This is a genomic window from Streptomyces sp. TRD_SC_5, assembly GCF_056836825.1.
This window is the reverse complement of sequence record NZ_JBWZZS010000001.1, coordinates 4994731-5015984: the sequence shown is the minus strand read 5'-3', so window position 1 is coordinate 5015984 and position 21254 is coordinate 4994731. Positions and strand designations below refer to the sequence as shown.

The window sequence follows — 21254 nt, the reverse complement described above, 5'->3', positions numbered from 1 at the left end:
CTCGCCACCCACTCCTTACCAAGGGGCCCGAATGCTCAGCACACCCTTCGATTCCACCGCCGAGGCGATCCGTGCGTGGGTGGACGGATGGGTCGTGTCGCGGGGTGCGGCGCACCCGGTGCCGCAGCCCTGGGGCCTCACGGTCGACGTCGGACTTCCCCACCACGCCACCCGGCACGTCATGACCGAGGCGGACGAGGCGACGGTTCGCAAGCTGGCCGAGACGTACGGCGCGCCGGCCGTCTGGCTCAAGGTGCCCCTGGAGCCGGAGACCGTCGCGGCGTGGCTCGGCCCGGAGTGGGTGTCCGACGGCCCGGGCTGGTTGATGACGACACCGCTGCGGCCGCTGTACGGCACCGGCGTCCCAGACGGCTACACACTCAAGTCCTGGGAGCGGGGCGGCGTGACCCGCCTCCTGGTCCTCGCCCCCGACGGCGGCTTCGCCGCACGTGGCCAGGTGGCCCCGACCGGCAGGACGGCGGTGGTGGACCAGGTGGAGACGGACCCGGCGCACCGGCGCAAGGGCCTGGGCGCGCTGGTGATGCGTACGCTCCAGGGCGCGGCGTACGAACAGGGAGCCACAGTCGGGGTGCTGGGCGCGACGACGGAGGGCCGGGGGCTGTACGAGTCGCTGGGCTGGCAGGTGTACGCCCCTTTGGTCGGCGTAACCTATTCGGCCGCCGCGAGTCGTGGCTAAGCCGATTCGCCTCGCCTGACGGCAACCGACGGTCCGGGAGGACGCCGGCGATGAACGGAACCCACCACGTGGCAAGTCTCAACACCCCTCCAACCCCACCCGTCACAGCTGTAACGCTTCCAGTCGTCATGGGAGCGTTTCGACCCACAGCAACGCCATGAACCGCGCGAACCGATCGGATGGCGCGGCCTGCTGGTCGCAGATGCGCCTGGGCCATCGGCAGAACCACACACCCCTGGACGCCCCTCCACCCACCAAGCCCAGCAACCTGCTTGTGGCCCAACCAACCACCGGACGGGGTGGACGCCGCACCCACCCGAGTCACCCCATTCAACTGACGCGCCCCACCCGCATGGACATGAGTCCGCAGGTCGTCCCGGACGGTCGGCCCTCCACCGGCCTGGGTGCGCGTGTACGTCGAGTTTGGGGATGGTGCACCAACGGCCGTCCCCGCACCCGCCGAGCCAGGGGCCGCACCACCCCCAAGACCCCATGCGCCCCACCCACACACCCGCAGCCCGGCAACGACAGCCCAGCCACTCCCCGAGCCTCCCCCGTGGGCTCCCCCCGGGGGCCGCCCCCCAGAAGCACTGCGGCGGAGGACCGGCGGTCAAGGGTGAAGCGCAGCGCAATCGCCGCAGGCGACGCGACGCAGGAGCGCCCTTTACCGCCGGGCCTCCGACGCCACCCTCACCAAAGGCGGCCCCCACACCAGAAACAACCAACGCCCCAGAACCACCAACGCCCCCGCCTCAGTCACCCTCCCCCAACACCCCGTCACCAGAGGCTCCGCCCCCAGGGTTTGTTCCGCCCCTCCGGCAACGCCAGGATGGCCCCGCCCACAAAAAGAAGCACCGAACCGTCACCCGGAGGTTCCCCCATGGCAAGCCAGGCTCCGTACGCCATCACCATCGACCGGCGCGAGGGCCCGTACGGCGAAGTCGTTCTGCGGGAGCGTGGAACCCACTTCGAGATCATCGCCAACGGCTGCTTCCTGATGGACACCTCCGACGGCCGCTCCGAGCGACTCCTCGTCGACGCCGCCCTCGAAGCACTCCCGACCACCGACCGGACCGACCCCACCGACCGGACCGAGACGCCCGCCCGCCCCTCCCCCGCCCTCCTCGTCGGCGGCCTCGGTGTCGGCTTCTCCCTCGCCCGCGCCGCCGCTCAGCCTCGCTGGGGGCGGATCACCGTCATCGAGCGTGAGCAGGCGATCATCGACTGGCACCGTGAGGGCCCCCTGGCCCGGATCACGGGCGACGCGCTCGCCGATCCACGATGCGAGATCATTCACACCGATCTCGTGGATTACGTCCGGGAAAACCGGATCGGGAGTGTTGGTACGTACCAGGACACGTACGACGCGCTCTGCCTCGACATCGACAACGGCCCCGACTGGACCGTGACCGAAGACAACGCCAATCTCTACTCCCCGCAGGGACTTGCGGGGTGCATGAGGCGGCTGAGACCAGGGGGAATCCTCGCCGTCTGGTCGGCCAAACCGTCCCCGGCATTCGACGACGCGTTGCGGAATGCCGGATTCAACTTGGTTCGGACGGAAGAGATCCAAGTTGCCCGGGGCGTTCCTGACGTGGTCCATCTCGCGGTTCGCCCTGCGTAGCCGGGACGCTGTCAGTGCATCTACGCTGCTGCCCTACACGTGGGATAGAAGAGAACTCCCAGGGGCGGGGCAATGGAGCAGCAGACACACACCAGCCACAACGGCCTCGCGGCCACTCCGGGCGCTCAGCGCCGGGTGCTGGTCGTCGAGGACGACGCGACCATCGTCGACGCCATTGCTGCGCGACTTCGCGCCGAGGGCTTCCAGGTGCAGACAGCCGTCGACGGACCCGCGGCGGTGGACGCCGCCGAGGCGTGGCAGCCCGATCTGATGGTTCTCGACATCATGCTGCCGGGCTTCGACGGGCTCGAAGTCTGCCGGCGCGTGCAGGCGCAGCGGCCGGTACCGGTCCTGATGCTGACGGCACGCGACGACGAGACCGACATGCTGGTCGGGCTCGGGGTAGGCGCCGACGACTACATGACAAAGCCGTTCTCCATGCGCGAGCTCGCGGCCCGCGTGCACGTCCTGCTGCGCCGCGTCGAGCGGGCCACGCTCGCCGCCTCGACGCCGCGCAGCGGCATCCTGCGCCTCGGCGAGCTGGAGATCGACCACGCACAGCGTCGCGTGCGCGTGCGCGGTGACGACGTACACCTCACTCCGACCGAGTTCGACCTCCTGGTGTGCCTGGCGAACACGCCGCGCGCCGTGCTCTCGCGCGAGCAGCTGCTCGCCGAGGTGTGGGACTGGGCGGACGCGTCGGGGACGAGGACCGTCGACAGCCACATCAAGGCGCTCCGGCGGAAGATCGGGGCGGAGCGGATCCGTACGGTCCACGGTGTGGGCTACGCACTGGAGACTCCACCGGCATGACCAGACCGGGGAGGCCGGGAAACAGGCCGGGCAACGACCCGGGGAACAGACCGGGCAACAGCCCGGGGAACAAGCCGCGCAACAGCCCGCGCAACGCCCCGGGCCACAGGCCGGGGAACCGCCCGGGCCACACCCCGGGCCACAGGCCGGCGAACAGGCTGCGTCCCTTCTCGATCAAGACCAAGCTCGGCACGCTCGTCGTCGTCTCGGTCTTCATCACCACTGGTCTGATCCTTGTCGCACTGCGCACCAAGACCGAGCTGCGCTTCATCACGGTCTTCTCCGTCATCGCGTCGATGCTGATCACCCAGTTCGTGGCCCACAGCCTGACGTCACCTCTCGACGAGATGACGACGGTGGCCAAGTCCATCGCGCACGGTGACTACACCCGGCGGGTGCGCGGCGCGGGCCGCCGCGACGAGCTGGGCGACCTGGCCGCCACGATCAACCGCATGGCGGACGATCTGGAGGCCGTGGACCGGCACCGCAAGGAATTGGTCGCCAACGTCTCCCACGAGCTCAGAACCCCCATCGCGGGGCTCAGAGCGGTACTGGAGAACGTCGTGGACGGGGTGTCCGCCGCGGACCCCGAGACGATGCGTACGGCGCTGAAACAGACCGAGCGGCTCGGCCGGCTCGTCGAGACCCTGCTCGACCTCTCCCGCCTCGACAACGGCGTCGTACCGCTCAAGGCGCACCGCTTCGAGGTCTGGCCGTACCTCTCGGGCGTGCTCAAGGAGGCGAACGTCATCGCCTCGCAGCGCGGCCTCGCCTCCGGGTCAGGCAGTCATACCCGTACGGACGTACATCTGCATCTGGATGTCTCGCCGCCCGAGCTGACCGCGCACGCGGACATCGAGCGGCTGCACCAGGTCGTCGCCAATCTCCTCGACAACGCGGTCAAGCACAGCCCGCCGCACGGCCGCGTCACCGTGCGCGCCCGGCGCGGCCCGCAGCCCGAGAGCCTGGACCTGGAGGTCCTGGACGAGGGGCCGGGAATACCGGAGTCCGAGCGGCACCGGGTCTTCGAGCGTTTCAACCGCGGCAGCCTGCCGGCCCCGCACGGTCCGGGCAGCGACGGCGGTACGGGCCTGGGCCTCGCGATCGCGCGCTGGGCGGTGGATCTGCACGGCGGACGGATAGGTGTGGCCGAATCCGCGCGTGGCTGCCGGATCCAGGTCACTCTTCCGGGGAAGCCCGCGCCCCGTCCATTGACGTAGGGTCGAACCGGAAGCACACGTTCTGCGTGTCTTCCTTTGGGGGTGCGGCCCAAAGTGGGCCGTAACCACGGTCCGTCCTACCCGGACCACAGCGGACCACACCGGAACCACGCTTGTTTCCCGCCATTCCAGGCGCCGAAACCAGCTCTCCGATGTGACTTACGCGACGGAAGGCCCGCCCGGCCTGCACCTCTCGGCCGGGGAGGCGTAGCCTTTATTTCCGCTGTCCATCACCTTGCGAAGCGGAAGAGGGCGGTTAACGCCGTGTCGTCTCAGTCCCCCAGTAGCCCGAGCGTCTCGACCGACCAAGACGGGCAAGGGAAGAACCCTGCCGCTGCCTTCGGTCCCAATGAGTGGCTCGTCGACGAGATCTACCAGCAGTACCTCCAGGACCCGAATTCGGTCGACCGTGCCTGGTGGGACTTCTTCGCCGACTACAAGCCCGGATCCACCCCGGCGGCGGAGAAGTCCGCCACCCCCGAAGCCGAAGACGTGACCGGGGCCGCCGCACAGCCGGCCCAGGCCGCCGCTCCGGCACCTGCCACACCCGCCGCGCCCGCCACCCCGGCGACGCCCGCGGCCAACCAGCCGGCCCCCGCCGCGCCTGCCGCACCCGCTGCGGCAAAGCCCGCGGCCCAGGCCCAGGCCCCCGCGACGGCCGCACCGGCCGCCGCACCGGCAGCCCCCGCCACCAAGCCCGCCTCCGCCCCAGCACCGGCCGCCGCACAGCAGGCCGGCACGAAGGCGAAGACCGAGCCCAAGGCCGAGGCCGCCAAGGAAGCCCCCGCGAGCCCCGAGTACGTGACGCTGCGCGGCCCGTCCGCGGCGGTCGCCAAGAACATGAACGCCTCACTCGAACTGCCCACGGCCACGTCCGTGCGCGCCGTCCCGGTGAAGCTGCTGTTCGACAACCGCATCGTCATCAACAACCACCTCAAGCGCGCCCGGGGCGGGAAGGTCTCCTTCACGCACCTCATCGGGTTCGCGATGGTGCAGGCCCTCAAGGCCATGCCGTCGATGAACTACTCCTTCGCGGAGAAGGACGGCAAGCCGACCCTGGTCAAGCCCCCGCACGTCAACCTCGGCCTGGCCATCGACCTGGTCAAGCCCAACGGTGACCGCCAGCTCGTCGTCGCGGCCATCAAGAAGGCCGAGACGCTCAACTTCTTCGAGTTCTGGCAGGCGTACGAGGACATCGTCCGCCGCGCCCGCGCGAACAAGCTGACGATGGACGACTTCACCGGCGTCACCGCGTCGCTGACGAACCCCGGCGGCATCGGCACCGTCCACTCCGTGCCCCGCCTGATGCCCGGACAGGGCCTCATCATGGGCGTCGGCGCGATGGACTACCCGGCCGAGTTCCAGGGCACCTCGCAGGACACCCTGAACAAGCTGGGCATCTCCAAGGTCATGACCCTGACCTCGACGTACGACCACCGGGTCATCCAGGGCGCCGCCTCCGGCGAGTTCCTGCGCATCCTCGCCAACATGCTGCTCGGCGAGAGCGACTTCTACGACCAGATCTTCGAAGCGCTGCGGATCCCGTACGAGCCGGTCCGCTGGCTCAAGGACATCGACGTCTCCCACGACGACGACGTCACCAAGGCCGCCCGCGTCTTCGAGCTGATCCACTCCTACCGGGTCCGCGGCCACGTCATGGCCGACACCGACCCGCTGGAGTACAAGCAGCGCAAGCACCCCGACCTGGACATCAACGAGCACGGCCTCACGCTCTGGGACCTGGAGCGCGAGTTCGCCGTCGGCGGTTTCGCCGGCAAGTCGATGATGAAGCTGCGCGACATCCTCGGTGTCCTGCGCGACTCGTACGTCCGGACCGTCGGCGTCGAGTTCATGCACATCCAGGACCCCAAGCAGCGCAAGTGGATCCAGGACCGCGTGGAGCGCCCGCACGCCAAGCCGGAGCGCGAGGAGCAGCTGCGCATCCTGCGCCGCCTGAACGCCGCCGAGGCCTTCGAGACGTTCCTCCAGACCAAGTACGTCGGTCAGAAGCGCTTCTCCCTGGAGGGCGGCGAGTCCGTCATCCCGCTGCTCGACGCGGTCATCGACTCCGCCGCCGAGTCGCGCCTGGACGAGGTCGTCATCGGCATGGCCCACCGCGGCCGCCTGAACGTCCTCGCGAACATCGTCGGCAAGTCGTACGCGCAGATCTTCCGGGAGTTCGAGGGCAACCTCGACCCGAAGTCGATGCACGGCTCCGGCGACGTCAAGTACCACCTGGGCGCCGACGGCACCTTCACCGGTCTCGACGGCGAGCAGATCAAGGTCTCGCTCGTCGCCAACCCCTCCCACCTGGAGGCGGTCGACCCGGTCCTGGAGGGTGTCGCCCGCGCCAAGCAGGACGTCATCAACAAGGGCGGTACGGACTTCACGGTCCTGCCCCTCGCGCTCCACGGCGACGCGGCCTTCGCCGGCCAGGGCGTCGTGGCCGAGACCCTGAACATGTCGCAGCTGCGGGGCTACCGCACCGGCGGCACAATCCACATCGTCATCAACAACCAGGTCGGCTTCACCGCCGCCCCGGAGTCCTCGCGTTCCTCGATGTACGCGACCGACGTGGCCCGCATGATCGAGGCGCCGATCTTCCACGTGAACGGCGACGACCCGGAGGCCGTGGTCCGCACCGCGCGGCTCGCCTTCGAGTTCCGCCAGTCGTTCAACAAGGACGTGGTGATCGACCTCATCTGCTACCGCCGCCGCGGTCACAACGAGGGCGACAACCCGCAGTTCACCAACCCGCAGATGGTGACGCTGATCGACAAGAAGCGCTCGGTGCGCAAGCTCTACACCGAGTCGCTGATCGGTCGCGGCGACATCACGCTGGAAGAGGCCGAGCAGGCGCTCCAGGACTTCCAGGGCCAGCTGGAGAAGGTGTTCGCGGAGGTCCGCGAGGCCACTTCGCACCCGGCTCCGGCCCACACCCCGGAGGTCCAGGCCACGTTCCCGGTGGCCATCGAGACGGCGGTCTCCCAGGAGACCGTCAAGCGGATCGCCGAGTCCCAGGTCAACATCCCCGACCGGATCACCGTCCACCCCCGCCTGATGCCGCAGATGCAGCGCCGCGCGGCCTCGGTGGAGGACGGCACGATCGACTGGGGCATGGGCGAGACCCTCGCCATCGGCTCGCTGCTGATGGAGGGCGTCCCGGTCCGGCTGTCCGGCCAGGACACCCGCCGCGGTACGTTCGGCCAGCGCCACGCGGTGCTCGTCGACCAGAACACCGGCGAGGACTACACCCCGCTCCAGTACCTGTCGGACGAGCAGGCCCGCTACAACGTCTACGACTCGCTGCTCTCCGAGTACGCGTGCATGGGCTTCGAGTACGGCTACTCGCTCGCCCGGCCCGAGTCGCTGGTCATGTGGGAGGCCCAGTTCGGTGACTTCGTCAACGGCGCGCAGACCGTCGTCGACGAGTTCATCTCGTCCGCCGAGCAGAAGTGGGGCCAGACGTCCGGCGTCACGCTCCTGCTTCCGCACGGTTACGAGGGCCAGGGCCCGGACCACTCGTCCGCCCGTCCCGAGCGCTTCCTCCAGATGTGCGCGCAGGACAACATGACGGTCGCCATGCCGACTCTCCCCTCGAACTACTTCCACCTGCTGCGCTGGCAGGTGCACAACCCGCACCACAAGCCGCTCATCGTCTTCACCCCGAAGTCGATGCTGCGTCTGAAGGCGGCGTCGTCGAAGGCCGAGGAGTTCACCACCGGCGGCTTCCGCCCGGTGATCGGCGACTCGACCGTCGACCCGGCCGCCGTCCGCAAGGTCGTCTTCTGCGCCGGCAAGGTCTACTACGACCTGGAGGCCGAGCGTCAGAAGCGCGGCGACACGGAGACCGCGATCATCCGCCTCGAGCGCCTGTACCCGCTGCCGGGCAAGGAGCTCCAGGAGGAGATCGCGAAGTACCCGAACGCCGAGAAGTACCTGTGGACGCAGGAAGAGCCGGCGAACCAGGGTGCGTGGCCGTTCATCGCGCTCAACCTGATCGACCACCTCGACCTGGCGGTCGGCGCCGACATCCCGCACGGCGAGCGCCTGCGGCGCATCTCGCGCCCGCACGGCTCGTCCCCGGCGGTCGGCTCGGCCAAGCGCCACCAGGCGGAGCAGCAGCAGCTGCTGAACGAGGTCTTCGAGGCCTGACCGGCCCGAGCTGGTCGGACCGGCCCGACCGGCCTGATCAGTTCGGCTCGTACGCACGGAGGGCCCGGCACCGCAGCGATGCGGTGCCGGGCCCTCCGGCGTACGGCGAAAAGCGCGGCTCAGCCCAGATACGGCTCGAAGTCCCAGTACGGACGCACCCGCCGGCGCGAGGACAGCGTGTGCTGGTGCTGGGCGCCCATGGTCCGGGTCAGCTTCTGCAGCGCGTCCTCCTCCAGCTTGTCGGCCTCCTCCTGCTCCCGCAGCGCGCGCAGGTCGCTCGCGAGCGCCGTCTGGCTGGAGAGGGTCATGGGATGGTCCCCGCCCAGCACCCGCCGGGCCCGGTCCAGCGTGTCCCGGCTGAGCTCGGCCGCCTGCTCCAGCCGGCCGGTGAGGTTGCGCCCTCCCGCGGTGTTCAGCGCGCAGCCCAGGGTCCACGGGTGGTCGGGGCCGAGGAGCGTACGCAGCCCGGACAGCGCCTGCTCGAAGAGGTTCAGCGCCCCGTCCCGGTCGCCCTCCGCCTGGAGGATCAGGCCGACGTTGGACTGCATGCCCGTCGGTACGGGGTGGGCCTGGCCCACCAGCCTGCGGTACGTGTCCTCCGCCTCGCCGATCAGATCCCGCGCCAGCCCCAGGTCGCCGCGCACCCGCAGCAGGTTCGCGTAGTCGGTGACGAGCATCAGGCTGTTGTGATGCCCCTTGCCGTTCGCTCGCTCGTACCGCGCCAGCAGCTCGGCCATCTCCTGGCCGATGTCCTGCGCCGCCACACCCGCGCGGCGCCGGCACATGACCAGGTTGTGCTGGGCCCACAGCGTCTGCGGGTGGCGTTCCCCCAGCACCTGGAGGTGCTTGCGCAGTGCGAGTTCCTGGCGGGACAGCGCGTCGTGGTAGCGGCCCATGAGGCGCAGGTCGCGGGCGCAGGCGTTCTCCGAGTGCAGGGTCTCCGGGTGGCGGGTGCTCAGCACCGACTCCCGCTTGCGGAGGGTGTCGAGATCACTCTCGTACGCCTCCTCGTACCGCCCCTGGAGCCGCAGGGCCACGCCCAGATTGTGCTGGGCCCACAGGGTGCTCCACTCCTCGGCGCCGAGGAGTCTGCGGGCGGTGGTGACCACTTCCTCCTGGATCCGGAACGACTCGGGGTACTGGCCCAGGAAGCGCAGGTCGGACGCGACGCTGTTGTGGGCGTTCATCAGCCGGATGTCGTCGCGGTCGGGGTGGGAGGTCAGCCGGGCCAGGGTCGCCTTGTCGATGTCGTACGCCTCGTGGAAGCGGCCGCTGGCCCGCAGGATGGCGGTGTGTTCGCTGCTGAGCTCCAGCATCGGCTGGTCGGTGGGGTCGAAGAGGTCCGTCCACTTCGCCCGCATCCGCTCGGCGAGATCGATGCCGACCCTGAACTCGCCGCTGGAGTAGCAGTAGCGCAGGCAGTTCAGGACCATCTGGACCGTGCGCGGATCGGTGCTCTCCAGGGCGCCGGACGGATCCAGCTGGGGCAGGATCTCGGCGTAACGCGGCCATTGCCTGCTGTCCGACGGCGCTCCCGGGTCGGCCTCGACGAGGACCCGGCGTACCACCGACCGGTGGGTCTCGCGGTCGTCGCCCGCGGTGAGCTGGGTGACCACGCCATGGACGATCCGGTGCATGTGGATCGATTCCTGCCGGGGGCCCGCCTCTCCTCCGGAGGAGACCGACAGGCTGCGCGAATCCCTGGTGATGACCGAGTAGTTGGTCAGCGCGTCCAGGGCCCGTGGCCACTCCGGCGTCGCACTGGCGATCCAGCGCAGCTCTTCCGGCAGATCGGCCGGCGGGACTCCGCGCACCAGTCCGATGGGGATCCGGCCCGGCGCGAAGCAGGCACAGAGCTTGAGCAGCCCCAGGGCCCGGGTCTCGGATTCGAGGATGCTGTTGAACAGCATCGACCAGGACGTGAGCGAGGAGCGGGGGTAGTCGCCCAGCTCGGGCACCACTTGTTCCAGGGGGTCGATCTCCCCGGCCCGGACCTTGGCCAGGTACTCCGGCACTTCCATCCGGGAGACGTCCAGCAGCGCGGCGGCGTGCGCCATCTGCAGCGGCAGGTCCTCGAACTCGGCCGCGACCATGTTGGCCTGCGCCTCGGTGACGTGCTTGGCCCGGCGCATCAGATAGGCGGTCGACTCCGCGCGGAAGAAGACCGGCACCTCCTGGACATCGGCCGAGGTGCGCCAGCCGTGGTTGCGCGAGGTGATCAGGACGTGTCCGGTGCCGCCCTGCGGCAGCACCTCCAGGGCTTCACGGACGTCCTCCCAGCCGTCGAAGATCACCAGCCAGCGGCCGTGCGGTTCACCGCGGCGCAGCGCGTCGCGCACCGCGCGGATCCGCTCTCCCGGCTCGGAGCCGCTGCGCAGCCCCAGTACGGGGGCGAGTTCGCCGAGGCGGTCGCGGAGGATGCCGCGCTGGTCGGAGTTGACCCACCACACGACGTCGTAGTCGGGGCTGAAGCGGTGGGCGTACTCCGCCGCGATCTGGGTCTTGCCGATGCCCGCCATTCCGACGAGGGCGCAGACGGCCGCTCCGGCCTCCGCGTTCATCAGGGACTCGCGGACGCGGTTGAGCAGCTCGTCGCGGCCGGTGAACCGGCCGTTGCGACGGGGTACTTCACCCCATACCGGGGGTGCGTCGTTGGGGTAGCGGGAAGCGGCGCCGATCGGGACGCGGCGCGGCGCCGGTTCCATGGAGAGCCGGGCCAGCAGCCGCCGTTCGGCTTCCTGTTCGGTGATGCCCCACAGATCCACCGGTTCCAGTACGGCGGTGGCGGGCAGCAGCGCCTGGTTGGTGAGGCTGACGGCGGCGAAGCGTTCGGCGTTGTCGGCGACGAAGCCGCGCAGCACCTCGTTCCACTCGCCCTCCCGGCGCGGGCCCAGCTGGAAGAACCAGTCGCTGAGTACGAGCAGGACCCGGCCTCTGGCCATCAGCAGGTCGCTGAGGGCCTCGTCCAGCGGCTGATCGCGGTCGGGGTCCCACCGGTGCGCGGTCACGCGGTGGCCGTGTGCCTCGAGCCGGTGAGCTATCCAGTTGGCCCACGAACGGTGGTACCCGGGAAAGGCCACCACGAAATGCTGGGACTCCTGGTCGGGGGCTGCGCCGCCCGCCAGGTGCCGCTGAGCGACCATGCGCACGTCTCCTCATCGTCGGCCGCGTCACTCCGCACATGACGCGACTGGGATGTTACCGAACGTCACCATCCACTGACAGGCCATCCGGCAGCGCAAACGAGGTACCCGGTCGGCCGAGATCTCTGTGATGGCGCCGCATGCCGAGAACGAATTCCCTTCCGGCTGACGTGAGTTGGTGCGAGTCCAAGAGTATCGGCAAGGCCCCCGCGATCTGTTCGCGATAGTCCTCGCAGCGGGCCCGGGCGCTCTTGCGCGCGAGGGCGCCGGCCCCGGGGCGCTCCGCGACGCGGCTCCAGAGGTCCGAGAGCGCGAGATGTGCGTACGTGCCCTGCAGCACCCCGGCGAACGGCCGCGGGTCCGGGCGCCAGGCCACTCGGTGCACGGCGTCGCCGTTCGCGCGGTGCAGCGGCACCAGGTCACCGAGAACCGCGAGCTTGCTGTGCGCGAGCTCGTGCACCAGTACTTCGGCGAACTTCTGCGCGGTGGCCGGCAGCGCGGTGTGCACGGCCCAGGGGGCGGCCCGCAGCGTACTGCTGGAAGGTCCGTCCCGTACGTCCGCCATCGGCACCACCGAGCGGACCAGCGAGACGACTTCGGCGGCGCGCCAGGGGTCGGCCGACTCCAGCAGCGCCGTCGCCGCCCGCCAGCAGGCCGTCCAGGCCGAGGCAGAGGCCGCGCCGGACGGCGGACGGACCTGCGGGGACGGAGCGCGCAGTGACACCAGAGCGTCCAGCCGGGCCCGGCTGCCGGGCAGCACGGGAAGGCCCCGCCAGCCCGGTCCGTACCCCTGTCCGCCGGTGCGCAGCAGCACCGGGACCGACCGGCGGCCTTGAGGGCTCAGGAGCATTCCGTACGGCCCTGAGGCCACCCGGACCGAGGCGGTGCCCACCCGGTAGCGGCCGAGGCCGGGAAGGACGAGGTCGCCGCCGACGGTGGGCAGCGTGGCCCTGAACGGGGCGCCGGTGCGCACCGCGACGCTCACGGCGATCTCCCCCAGATGGGGCAGGGCGGCGGCGAGGCCGGAGGCGCCCGGCGCGTTGAGGGCGTGCGCCAGCCAGCCGCCGACGGACGGGTAGTCGAGGGCCCGTCGCGCCGTCTGCGGGGCATGGGCCTCGGCCAGTTCGAGGAGCCGCCAGTCCCGGTCGAAGCCCGCGCGCGCCGCCGGGTCCACCGCCTCCCGGCCGAGCCGGGTGAGCAGCGACTTGAACAGGACCAGGCGCCGGCTGTGCAGCGCGGCGTGCAGCAGGGCGAGGTCGCGCGGGGCCGAGCGCGTGGCGGCGAGGCGCGCGGGCGTGCCGGCCGCAATGGTGAACCCTGCCGTCACGGACGCCATGCCCACCGCTCCGAACGCCTTGATCGCTTCGATCGCCCCGTCGCCGCGAGCCACGCTGTGCAGCTCTTTCCCGTACGCCGGGGGGCTTGCCCGAACCTGGCCGGATTCCGTCGTCGCGGCGTCCGGTTCACTTGCCGTCGTTCCACGCCTCGGTGAGGCCACCGGCGCAGTCCAGCACATCGTTGACCGCGACACAGAGCGCCGCATCGTCCATGGCCCGGAGAGTCCGCAGGTCAACCCCCGTCAGATCGGGAAGCACGGGACCACCGACGGGGTCACGGCCCTGCCGCGCGGATCCGGCATCACGTTGCTGCAGCACGTCCTTCTCCTCCCCGTGCCCCCTCGGAGGCGACTGCCGTGAGCCTTCTTCTTCCCGAGCGTTCCTGTTCGGAAACCCGTTCGCCATACAGGGAGTTGACTGGAGTCGACTATCCAGCCGGACCCCCGTCGTTCACCGCTCCAGCGCGGCGAGCCGCTCCCGAGTGGCCCCTCTCTCGTCCTGCGGGAGCTCCTTGCCCTCGTCGGCCAGTCTGCGCCAGTGGCCCTCGGCGGCCAGGTAGTCGGCCAGAGCCGCTGCCGGGCGCCCCATCCGCTCGTACAGCACGCCCCTGCCGTGCAGGGTCCGGGCCGCCGTGATCGAGGTGGGCTTGCCGACCTCGCGCAGCGCCCTGCCGTAGGCCGCCTCGGCGGCGGTGAAGTGACGGGCCGCGCCGGGGAATTCGAGCTGCGCCGCGGCCAGCAGGAGCCAGGACCTGGCCCGGGTCGCGGATTCGACGCCTTTACGGGCCGACTGGTCCAGCAGGTGGACGCCTTCGTACAGATCGGGCAGGAAACCGCCGCCTCGCCGCTCGCCCCGGTAGCGCTCCACCAGTGCGGTGCCCAGCAGCAGATGCAGCCGCCAGCGCAGTGGCGCCTGCGGGGACACGTTGGTGAGCGCCTCGCGCAAGATGCCCTCCGCGCGGTCCACCGCCCGAGCGTCCAGGAGCAGCATCTCGCCCCACTCGGCGAGGAGTTCGCACCTGGCCGGGCTGTCGCGCGGAGCGCACCGCTCGGCCTCGGCATAGGAGGCGGTGGCCGACTCCCAGTCGCCCGCCTCCCGGTGGATCCGGGCCTTCTCCCGCCGGCAGCGCAGCCGCAGCGGATCGCTGTCGCCGGCGGCGGCCTCCGCGGCCGCAGTCAGCTCCAGCAGGTCGCCGATGTCGTCGCCGCCCGCCAGCCGCACGGCCACGACCAGGTCGAGCAGTGCGGTGCAGCGACGGTGCGCGGGCGCGTCGGAGGACGTCAGCAGCCGGTGGGCGGCGCGGAGTTCGCGTACCGCTTCATCGGCGTACGCCGCCCGGGCGACGGGGGCGGTCTCCGTACGGGCGAGGTCGAGCAGGACTCGTCCGAGTCCCAGCCTGCGGGCCGTCTCCGTCTCGGTGTCCGCTTCCGCTTCTGTCGCCCGTACGGACCTCAGGCTCTCCACCGCGGCGTGCAGCAGCGACGAGCCCGGCTCCGAACGCCACAGGTCGTGCTGGACCGCGGCGCGGGCCACGGCGGTGGCCGGCTCGTCCCCGGTGAGCAGTTGCTGCGCCCGCAGCAGCAGCCGGTGCGCACGGTCGGGGGTGCGGCGCTCCTCGGCGGTGCCCGCCTGGGCGTGGAGCACCTGCCCCAGTACGCGGCGGGAGCGTTCGCCACCGCCCTCGGCGCGGGCCGCCTCGGCCAGCGCCTGGGCGTCCGCCAGCAGCTGGCGGTCGCGCTGACCACGCCACAGGCCCAGCAGCCGCTCCGCCTCGTCCAGCCGTCCCGGCACCGGCAGCACGGGCTGGTACCAGCGCACCACCCGGGCCGAGACATGCGCGAAGAGCGCTTCCCTGGCCGCCGCCGCTTCCGCCTCCTCCTCCCGCTCGGGCTCGTCCGGCTCCGAGGGTTCACGGCCCTGGAGGCGGGCGACGGCCAGCGCGGGGAAGTTGCGTACCCCCTTGCCGAAGCGGCGGCTTATGTACTCGGAGAGGTACTTGAGGACCAGCTCGGCCGCGCCCCGGTCGAGCATCCCCAGCAGCAGCTCCCGCACGCCCGGAGCGAAGTCGTAGCGCGGCCCCGGCACTTCCGGCACCTCGGGCAGCCGCTCCAACAGGCCCCCGAGCAGGACCTCTGCCAGCTGCATGGGCCCGGTGTGGGGCAACAGCGCCTCCTGCACCAGCTGCATCACGGGCAGGTAGAGCGGCACCGCCGCCAGATGCACGGCCAGTTCGAGGGCGCCGGGTGACGCGGTGGACTGGAAGTCGCGCAGCGCCGCCTGCGGCGTGCGGGCTCCCGCTCCGTACGTTCCGGTCCCCAGCTGCGCCGGATGGTCCGCCAGCACCCACGCGGCCGCGCCGCGCATCGTGCGCCGGCCGTTGCCGCCGAGCAGCTGGGCCCAGCTGCCCAGTACCCGTTCGGTCGGCAGCAGTACGGGCACCGGCAGCGCACCGGGGCCGGGCGCGGCGGCGTAGGGGTCGGCCGCGTCCGGTACGAAGCCCATGCCGCCCGCCGCGGGCTCGCGCACCAGCAGGCCGGGGCCGGCGGGCAGCGCGGTGCGCTCCCAGAGCCGGGGCGGCAGCGGCTGGACCACGGCGACCTGGGAAACCCCGGCCCAGCGGTGCAGCAGCCGCTGGGCGCCGCCGGACTGCCACAGCGGCCCCGCGCAGTCGCTGACGACGAGGGTCAGCCGTCGCCCGGTGATGTCACGGTGCTGGTCGGCGGGGCGCAGCCGGGTGTGGACCGGATCCGCTCCGGTGCCCGCCATCGGTGTGCCGTCCGGGCCGGGGTGCAAGTAGTGCACCTGGACGTCACGGAAGGCGCCGAGCCGCTCGCAGGCCTGCCTCAGACGCTCCAGCGTGAGCTGCCAGACCGAGGTGGTGGGCGAGGCGTCCATCAGCAGCTGGATCTCGGCCTCCCGGTGCCGCGCGGGGCGGCGCACCGGACGCAACAGGCCCTCGCGGGCGCTGCGTTCGGCGGTGGCTTCCTCGTCCAGTTCCGTACCGAGGACCGGTGGCACCGGCGGCCGGTAGCCGCGCAGCGGGCGCAGGGCGCGCTGGAGCCCGAGCAGCCCGGACAGCGTTCCGGTGGCGGGGGCCCGTATGGGGAAGGACCGCAGCGGCGCGGCGTCCGGTCCCGAGGGGACGTACAGGGAGACCGGCGCGGTGTGTTCGGTGGTGCGCAGCGGGGGCTCGTCGGCCCGCTGCTCGACCGGGCCCGGCCGCGCACCGGACAGCGCGCCGGACAGCGGGTGGTCCGAGGGCCCGGGCTCACCGGTGCCCGGACCACCTCCCGTGGCACCCCCCGGCCGTCTGCCCGGCCCGGTCCGCGCGGCGAGCCACAGCGCGTCGGCCACCTCCGGGGCCGACATGTCCAGGCCTGCCGCGCGCAACCGCGCGATCAGCTCCGCCAGTTGTTCCGCCTGCCGTTGGCCAGGCGTCGTCATCGGCCATCACCTCGGACGGTCCAGCGGTCGCAGGAGCATCTCGGCCAGCCTGTTGCGGGTGACCTGTTCGGCGTTGGCCGCCCGCTGGGTCACGTACAGCGCGTTGAGCAGTTGATCGGTGGCGACGACCTGCCCCGGCTCGCGCTGGAGGAAGCGCTCGATGAGTTCGGCCCCGTCGCGCAGTGCCTCTTCGCCGAGGTGTGCGGTGACCATGGCGGCCAGCTGTTTCTCGCCGGGCGGCTTGAGATCCAGCTGGATGCAGCGGCGCAGCAGGGCCGCGGGGAAGTCACGTTCGCCGTTGGAGGTGAGGACGATGAAGGGGAAGCTCGTGCAGCGCACGCGGCCTCCGGTGACGGTCACCTGCGTCCCGTCGTCGGTGAGCACCTGGGTCTGCGGCTCCCGCTCGGCCCGCCGCTCCAGCTCGCGGATGGCGAACTCGCCCTCTTCCAGGACGTTCAGCAGGTCGTTGGGGAGGTCAATGTCGCTCTTGTCGAACTCGTCGATCAGCAGGACGCGCGGCGGTCCGTCCGGCGGCGAGGGCAGCAGCGCCGTGCCGAGCGGTCCCAGCCGGATGTACGAGCCGATCGGCGGCGGCGGTACCGCGTCCCCCGACACGGCCCGGTCCAGCTGGACGTCCTGCAGCCTGCCGATCGCGTCGTAGTGGTACAGCCCGTCCTGGAGGGTGGTGCGGCTGACGATGGGCCAGCGCAGTACCCGGCCGAGGTTCAGCTCGTACGCGACCGCATGGGCGAGCGTCGACTTCCCGGTGCCGGGGTTGCCGGTGACGAGGAGCGGCCGGCGCAGCTGGAGCGCGGCGTTGACGGCCTCGACCTCTTCCGGCTGGGGGTGGAACGACTGCACCAGGCGGCGTTTTACGCCCAGTCTGCGAGCGACGTCGGTGCCTTCGGCGGCGAAGTCCCGCCACGGCGGCGGGTCGGGTAAGTCCCGGACACTGTCGTGCGGCAGGCCCGCTCCCCGGTAGATGTGCCAGTCACTCACTGTGGGCTCCTCACCGCTGCCTGCCCGTCCATGGCCCGGCATCCTAGACGTCCTGACGTAAAGGGCCATGAGAGAGAGCCGGCCTGTGGGGTGGATCGTAGATGAGGACGATGTGCCGTGCCCAGGCCGTGTCGGGGTTGGGCCGGTCCGGGTCCGCGTTGAGATTGCGCAGTTCGCGGATGCGTTCGCGCAGCGCCCTGCCGGTGCCCGCTTGCCGTATCAACTCGGCTGCCCTCTCGTGGAATTCGGCACAGTCGTTGTGCCCATTGTCCCTCAGCCGGCGGCAGAGCACGGCGGCGTGCCCCACGTGGAACGCCCGGGTGAGGACCTGCGATCCGTGACCCGCCGCCGTACTCGCGCAGTGCACGGGAACCGCGCCCGACGCGCCGACGCGCAGCCGGTTGTACGCCGCTTCCGCGCTCTCCTTGGAATCCGCCCCGTGCCTCGACTCGACGACGTCCAGGCACAGCGGCACGGCCTCCAGCGGCCCGTTCTCCACGGAGTTCCAGCCACGGTGCCACTCGGGCGTGGCGCCGTCGCCGCGCCGTTGCTGATCGCGGAGCGCGACGATGCGGCGCTGCCCGATGGGGTACGTGTGCACGCTCGGCTCCTGGCCGGGGCGGGGCAGCTTCGAGCGCCATTCCTCGAACGGCTCGTCGAAGAGCGCCCGGGGCAGCATGAAGTCGACGGCCGCCAGGTGTTCGTTGGCGTCCGCGCGGACGAACGCGGCGTGCAGTCCCTCGCGGACCGCTTCCTCCAGGCGCTCGCGCGGGGCCCCTTCGTCGTCGTTGAGCAGCATGGTGGTCGTGCCGTCGGAGCCCAGCAACTGGACCCTCCAGCGGTACGTTCCGTAGAACTCGGGGCCGATGACCACGAGCACGTCGTCGTGGGCGGACGCCTCGGCAGCCGCGGCCGCGTCCGGCTCCTGGGTCGAGGGGCCGCCGAGGAGTCCGGGGACCTGTCGGCGTATCACTTCGTTGCCGAGCTGCTGTCCGGTGTGCTCGGCCCAGCGGCGCAGCCGGTCGAGGGCGACCGCCTCGCGCGGCCCGTCCACCGCCGCCGAGGCCATCGCCGCGTGGACCATCGCCGCGTACACCACCACGGCTTCCAGTTCGAGTTGCGGGCCGGCCGCCTCGGTGCCCTCGCGCGGGTCGTGCAGCAGCCCGGTCCCGTCGCGCCAGTCGCAGGGGGCGTCCGGGCCCTGCCGGAGCGGGCCGCGCAGCACCCGGCCGCGCGCCGCGTTCACCAGCCGCAGCACCTGCCCCGCCCCTGAAGGCGGCGGCAACTCGGCGAACAGGCCGTACAGATGCGCCCTGATGTCAGGGGAGAAGCTGCACGACTGGCCGGACCCGGCGGCCAGCAGCTTCTGGTCGCGCGGCCAGCAGTCGTCCCCCGACCTGTAGCGGTCGAGGTGGTGGCGGTCGTGCGCGGCGACGATCCCGTGCCAGAGCCGGGCGTCCGGCGATCCCGGTTCGTCGCAGAGCGTGCGCAGCCGGCTGACCGGCGCCGCCCGGCCGTAGGTGGGAGTGCTCTGCCCCTTGCCCTTGATGACGCCGACCACGGAGCCGCTGACCCGGTCGACGACGGGACCGCCCGACAGGCCGTGGAACACAAGCGCGGCCTGAAGCATGATTGGTTGCCTGTGACCGCCGCCGGTGGCCATCGCCGTGGGGGAGAGGAACTCTTCGCCCATGTCCTGACCCGCCGTCTGCGCCCAGCCGAAGAGCTGCACGTCGGCGGGTCCGGAGCCCGATCGGTCGCTGAGCCACAGGCAGTCCTGGAAGTCCGCGCCCGGGACGCGTACGAGCGCGAGATCGTGATCCGGCAGTACGCGTACGACCTGACCGGACAGCCGCTGTTCGTCGTAGGTGGTGAGGGCGACGTGAAGCTGCTCCTCTGACCCCTGCCCTTGATCCACCCCCACCGCCCCCTTGCCGACGACGACATGCGCGCAGGTCAGCACCCATTCCGGTGCGACAAAGAAGCCGCTGCCCCAGAAATGGACACTTCGTCCGTCATACCCGTTGGCGCCTGGACCAATGCGGACCACGCCCCGGCTGACGGATTGCTCCAGCGGGCTCACGCGGGGACGAAGGGGGCGTACAGAAACAGATGGGCGGCGCGCACCCCCACTCCGTTCGACGCGCGCGCGCATGCATCGGTGACAACCATGGGCACCCCGTTCCCCGCGTTCCCCCGCGAGTGAGATTTGTGGGGAGAGGCTAACTCCCTGGTGCGACAGAGGGGAGTGCTTCTCCGGTCTGCCAGGTGAGGGTGACCGAGATCGATGCCTTGGCCTCCCCGTCCGCGAGCACGGCGGCCACGGCCTTCCCCGGCTTGGCCGCGAGCTCGATGCCGAAGGTGGCGGTGATCTCGGACGGCCGGGACGCCCGCGCCGCGTCCACCACGGCCGAGGCGACCCCGGATATCACCTCGTTGATCCGGGTGGCCCCGTCGCGGAGCCGGTCCAGGGCGCCGACGTCCTCGAACTCGGAGTCCCCGGGACTCCGGCCCTCGTCCGTATCGAGCGCCTTGACCCGGGCGAGGATGACCTGCCCGTCCTGCAGAACCAGCTCCCGCACACCTTGTTCCATGTGCGCCCCCCTCAGTTCCATATGTGCCCCCTAGTCGTCATCTTCCGGCAACCGGCTCCGCGATACCTCCCCTCCTTCCCCGGTCGTTACGCTGTCCCCATGTACTTCACTGACCGTGGCATCGAGGAACTGGAGAAGCGGCGGGGCGAGGAGGAAGTCACCTTCGAGTGGCTCGCCGAGCAGTTGCGTACGTTCGTGGACCTCAATCCGGACTTCGAGGTTCCGGTCGAGCGTCTCGCGACCTGGCTGGCCCGCCTGGACGACGACGAGGACGAGGACGAGTAGCACCGGGCCCGACGGCCGTGCCGCGTCAGTCGCAGGCGCGCATCCGGTCGTACGCCAGTCCCAGCGCCCCCTGCGCCACCAGCACCCCGCCCGCGAACGCCCAGCCGCCGCTGCGCCGCCCCAGGCCCCAGAGGGCGAGCGAGACACCGGCCGCCAGCTGGGCCGCGTTCAGCAGCCGGGCCCGGGGCCCACGGACCCAGGGGCCGACGGGGCCGCTCTCGACCACGTCGAGTTCCGCGCGCACGGCGTCGCGCCAGCCGGACCACTCGACCGGCTCCGCACCCGGCTGCACCCGTGCCGCCTCCCGCAGCCGGTCGGCCGGTTCGCCGGGCGTCAGGCCCGCGGGGAGCACCAGCCCCAAGCGGGACATGACCGCGATCAGGCCGAGCAGCCGGGCCCTGCCGTCCGCGTCCGGGTCGGGCCGGGTGAGCGCCGCCAGCGACTCCACGTCCAGTACGGGGTCGAGCCCGAGCCGCGCCGCGAACGTGCGCATCGCCTCGTCCTCCCCCACCGGCGTCCCGTCGGCCAGCCATTCGTAGCCGACCTGGCGCCGGAAGCCCGAAGCGAGCGTGAAGCCGGCCCGGTCGGCGTCCCACCAGAGGGCGAGAACCGGCCACGTGACGCCGACGGCGAGCGCCGTGGCCCAGCCCGCCAGCACCCGGTCGACCGCTTCGCCGCCGTCCAGCCAGGGTTTCCCCTCCGGTACGACCACGCTCCAGCCATCGGCGGAGCCTGAACCGCCCCTGTCGCCGGCGGGCGCGAGGAGCAGCCGTTCGCGCAGCAGGTGGGCCGCCGGCCGTACCGCGTCGGGTTCGGCCGCGCACAGCAGCAGCGCTCCGACGGGGCCGGAGCCGTATCCGGATGTCGCGTTCATGCCCTCACGCTAGGGCATTTTGTCCGCCTGTGGCGCATATGAGTGGGCCGCTCGCGCGGACACCGCCCT

14 protein-coding genes are annotated in these 21254 nt (G+C 71.4%); 6 read left to right on the top strand and 8 right to left on the bottom strand.

Going from position 1 to position 21254, the window contains the following annotated elements:
- Positions 1-31 precede the first annotated feature (31 nt).
- The 5 genes from AC1P0E_RS23195 (at position 32) to AC1P0E_RS23175 (ending at position 8509) form a co-directional block, all read left to right on the top strand.
- On the top strand, positions 32-697 hold the full coding sequence (locus AC1P0E_RS23195) for a GNAT family N-acetyltransferase (protein WP_482744055.1): 666 nt from the start codon (positions 32-34) through the stop codon (positions 695-697).
- Between the two features lie 880 nt (positions 698-1577).
- Entirely contained in the window at positions 1578-2321 is a 744-nt protein-coding gene (locus AC1P0E_RS23190; RefSeq protein ID WP_482744054.1) for a spermidine synthase family protein, read from the top strand.
- A 72-nt stretch (positions 2322-2393) separates the two neighbouring features.
- The gene (locus tag AC1P0E_RS23185; RefSeq protein ID WP_214977941.1) at positions 2394-3134 is read left to right on the top strand and encodes a response regulator transcription factor; all 741 of its coding nucleotides are present in this window, start codon (positions 2394-2396) and stop codon (positions 3132-3134) included.
- A gap of 158 nt (positions 3135-3292) precedes the next feature.
- Positions 3293-4354 (top strand): HAMP domain-containing sensor histidine kinase, encoded by a 1062-nt coding sequence (locus tag AC1P0E_RS23180; RefSeq protein ID WP_482745873.1) that lies wholly within the window; start codon positions 3293-3295, stop codon positions 4352-4354.
- Between the two features lie 264 nt (positions 4355-4618).
- The gene (locus tag AC1P0E_RS23175) at positions 4619-8509 is read left to right on the top strand and encodes a multifunctional oxoglutarate decarboxylase/oxoglutarate dehydrogenase thiamine pyrophosphate-binding subunit/dihydrolipoyllysine-residue succinyltransferase subunit (protein WP_482744053.1); all 3891 of its coding nucleotides are present in this window, start codon (positions 4619-4621) and stop codon (positions 8507-8509) included.
- Between the two features lie 119 nt (positions 8510-8628).
- On the opposite strand, the gene fxsT is transcribed toward AC1P0E_RS23175, so the two are convergent.
- From fxsT to AC1P0E_RS23140, 7 genes are all read right to left on the bottom strand, one after another.
- The gene (gene fxsT, locus AC1P0E_RS23170) at positions 8629-11652 is read right to left on the bottom strand and encodes an FxSxx-COOH system tetratricopeptide repeat protein (RefSeq protein ID WP_482744052.1); all 3024 of its coding nucleotides are present in this window, start codon (positions 11650-11652) and stop codon (positions 8629-8631) included.
- Positions 11653-11707: 55 nt separating this feature from the next.
- On the bottom strand, positions 11708-13042 hold the full coding sequence (locus AC1P0E_RS23165) for an aKG-HExxH-type peptide beta-hydroxylase (RefSeq protein WP_482744051.1): 1335 nt from the start codon (positions 13040-13042) through the stop codon (positions 11708-11710).
- 73 nt (positions 13043-13115) lie between these two features.
- Positions 13116-13307 carry a hypothetical protein gene (locus AC1P0E_RS23160; RefSeq protein ID WP_482744050.1) on the bottom strand — a complete coding sequence of 64 codons (192 nt, stop codon included), beginning with the start codon at positions 13305-13307 and terminating at the stop codon, positions 13116-13118.
- A 132-nt stretch (positions 13308-13439) separates the two neighbouring features.
- Positions 13440-16433 carry an SAV_2336 N-terminal domain-related protein gene (locus AC1P0E_RS23155; RefSeq protein WP_482744049.1) on the bottom strand — a complete coding sequence of 998 codons (2994 nt, stop codon included), beginning with the start codon at positions 16431-16433 and terminating at the stop codon, positions 13440-13442.
- A 6-nt stretch (positions 16434-16439) separates the two neighbouring features.
- Positions 16440-17432 carry an AAA family ATPase gene (locus tag AC1P0E_RS23150; protein WP_482744048.1) on the bottom strand — a complete coding sequence of 331 codons (993 nt, stop codon included), beginning with the start codon at positions 17430-17432 and terminating at the stop codon, positions 16440-16442.
- A gap of 43 nt (positions 17433-17475) precedes the next feature.
- Positions 17476-19482, bottom strand: a complete 2007-nt coding sequence (locus AC1P0E_RS23145; RefSeq protein ID WP_482745872.1) for a VMAP-C domain-containing protein — start codon at positions 19480-19482, stop codon at positions 17476-17478.
- Between the two features lie 172 nt (positions 19483-19654).
- Entirely contained in the window at positions 19655-20026 is a 372-nt protein-coding gene (locus AC1P0E_RS23140) for a CU044_2847 family protein (RefSeq protein WP_482744047.1), read from the bottom strand.
- Between the two features lie 99 nt (positions 20027-20125).
- Here AC1P0E_RS23140 and AC1P0E_RS23135 point away from each other — a divergent pair, with 99 nt between their 5' ends.
- Positions 20126-20311 carry a DUF6104 family protein gene (locus AC1P0E_RS23135; RefSeq protein ID WP_018102711.1) on the top strand — a complete coding sequence of 62 codons (186 nt, stop codon included), beginning with the start codon at positions 20126-20128 and terminating at the stop codon, positions 20309-20311.
- Positions 20312-20336: 25 nt separating this feature from the next.
- Here the strand turns inward: AC1P0E_RS23135 and AC1P0E_RS23130 are convergent, their stop codons facing one another.
- Positions 20337-21185 (bottom strand): hypothetical protein, encoded by an 849-nt coding sequence (locus AC1P0E_RS23130; RefSeq protein ID WP_482744046.1) that lies wholly within the window; start codon positions 21183-21185, stop codon positions 20337-20339.
- Positions 21186-21254: the final 69 nt, after the last annotated feature.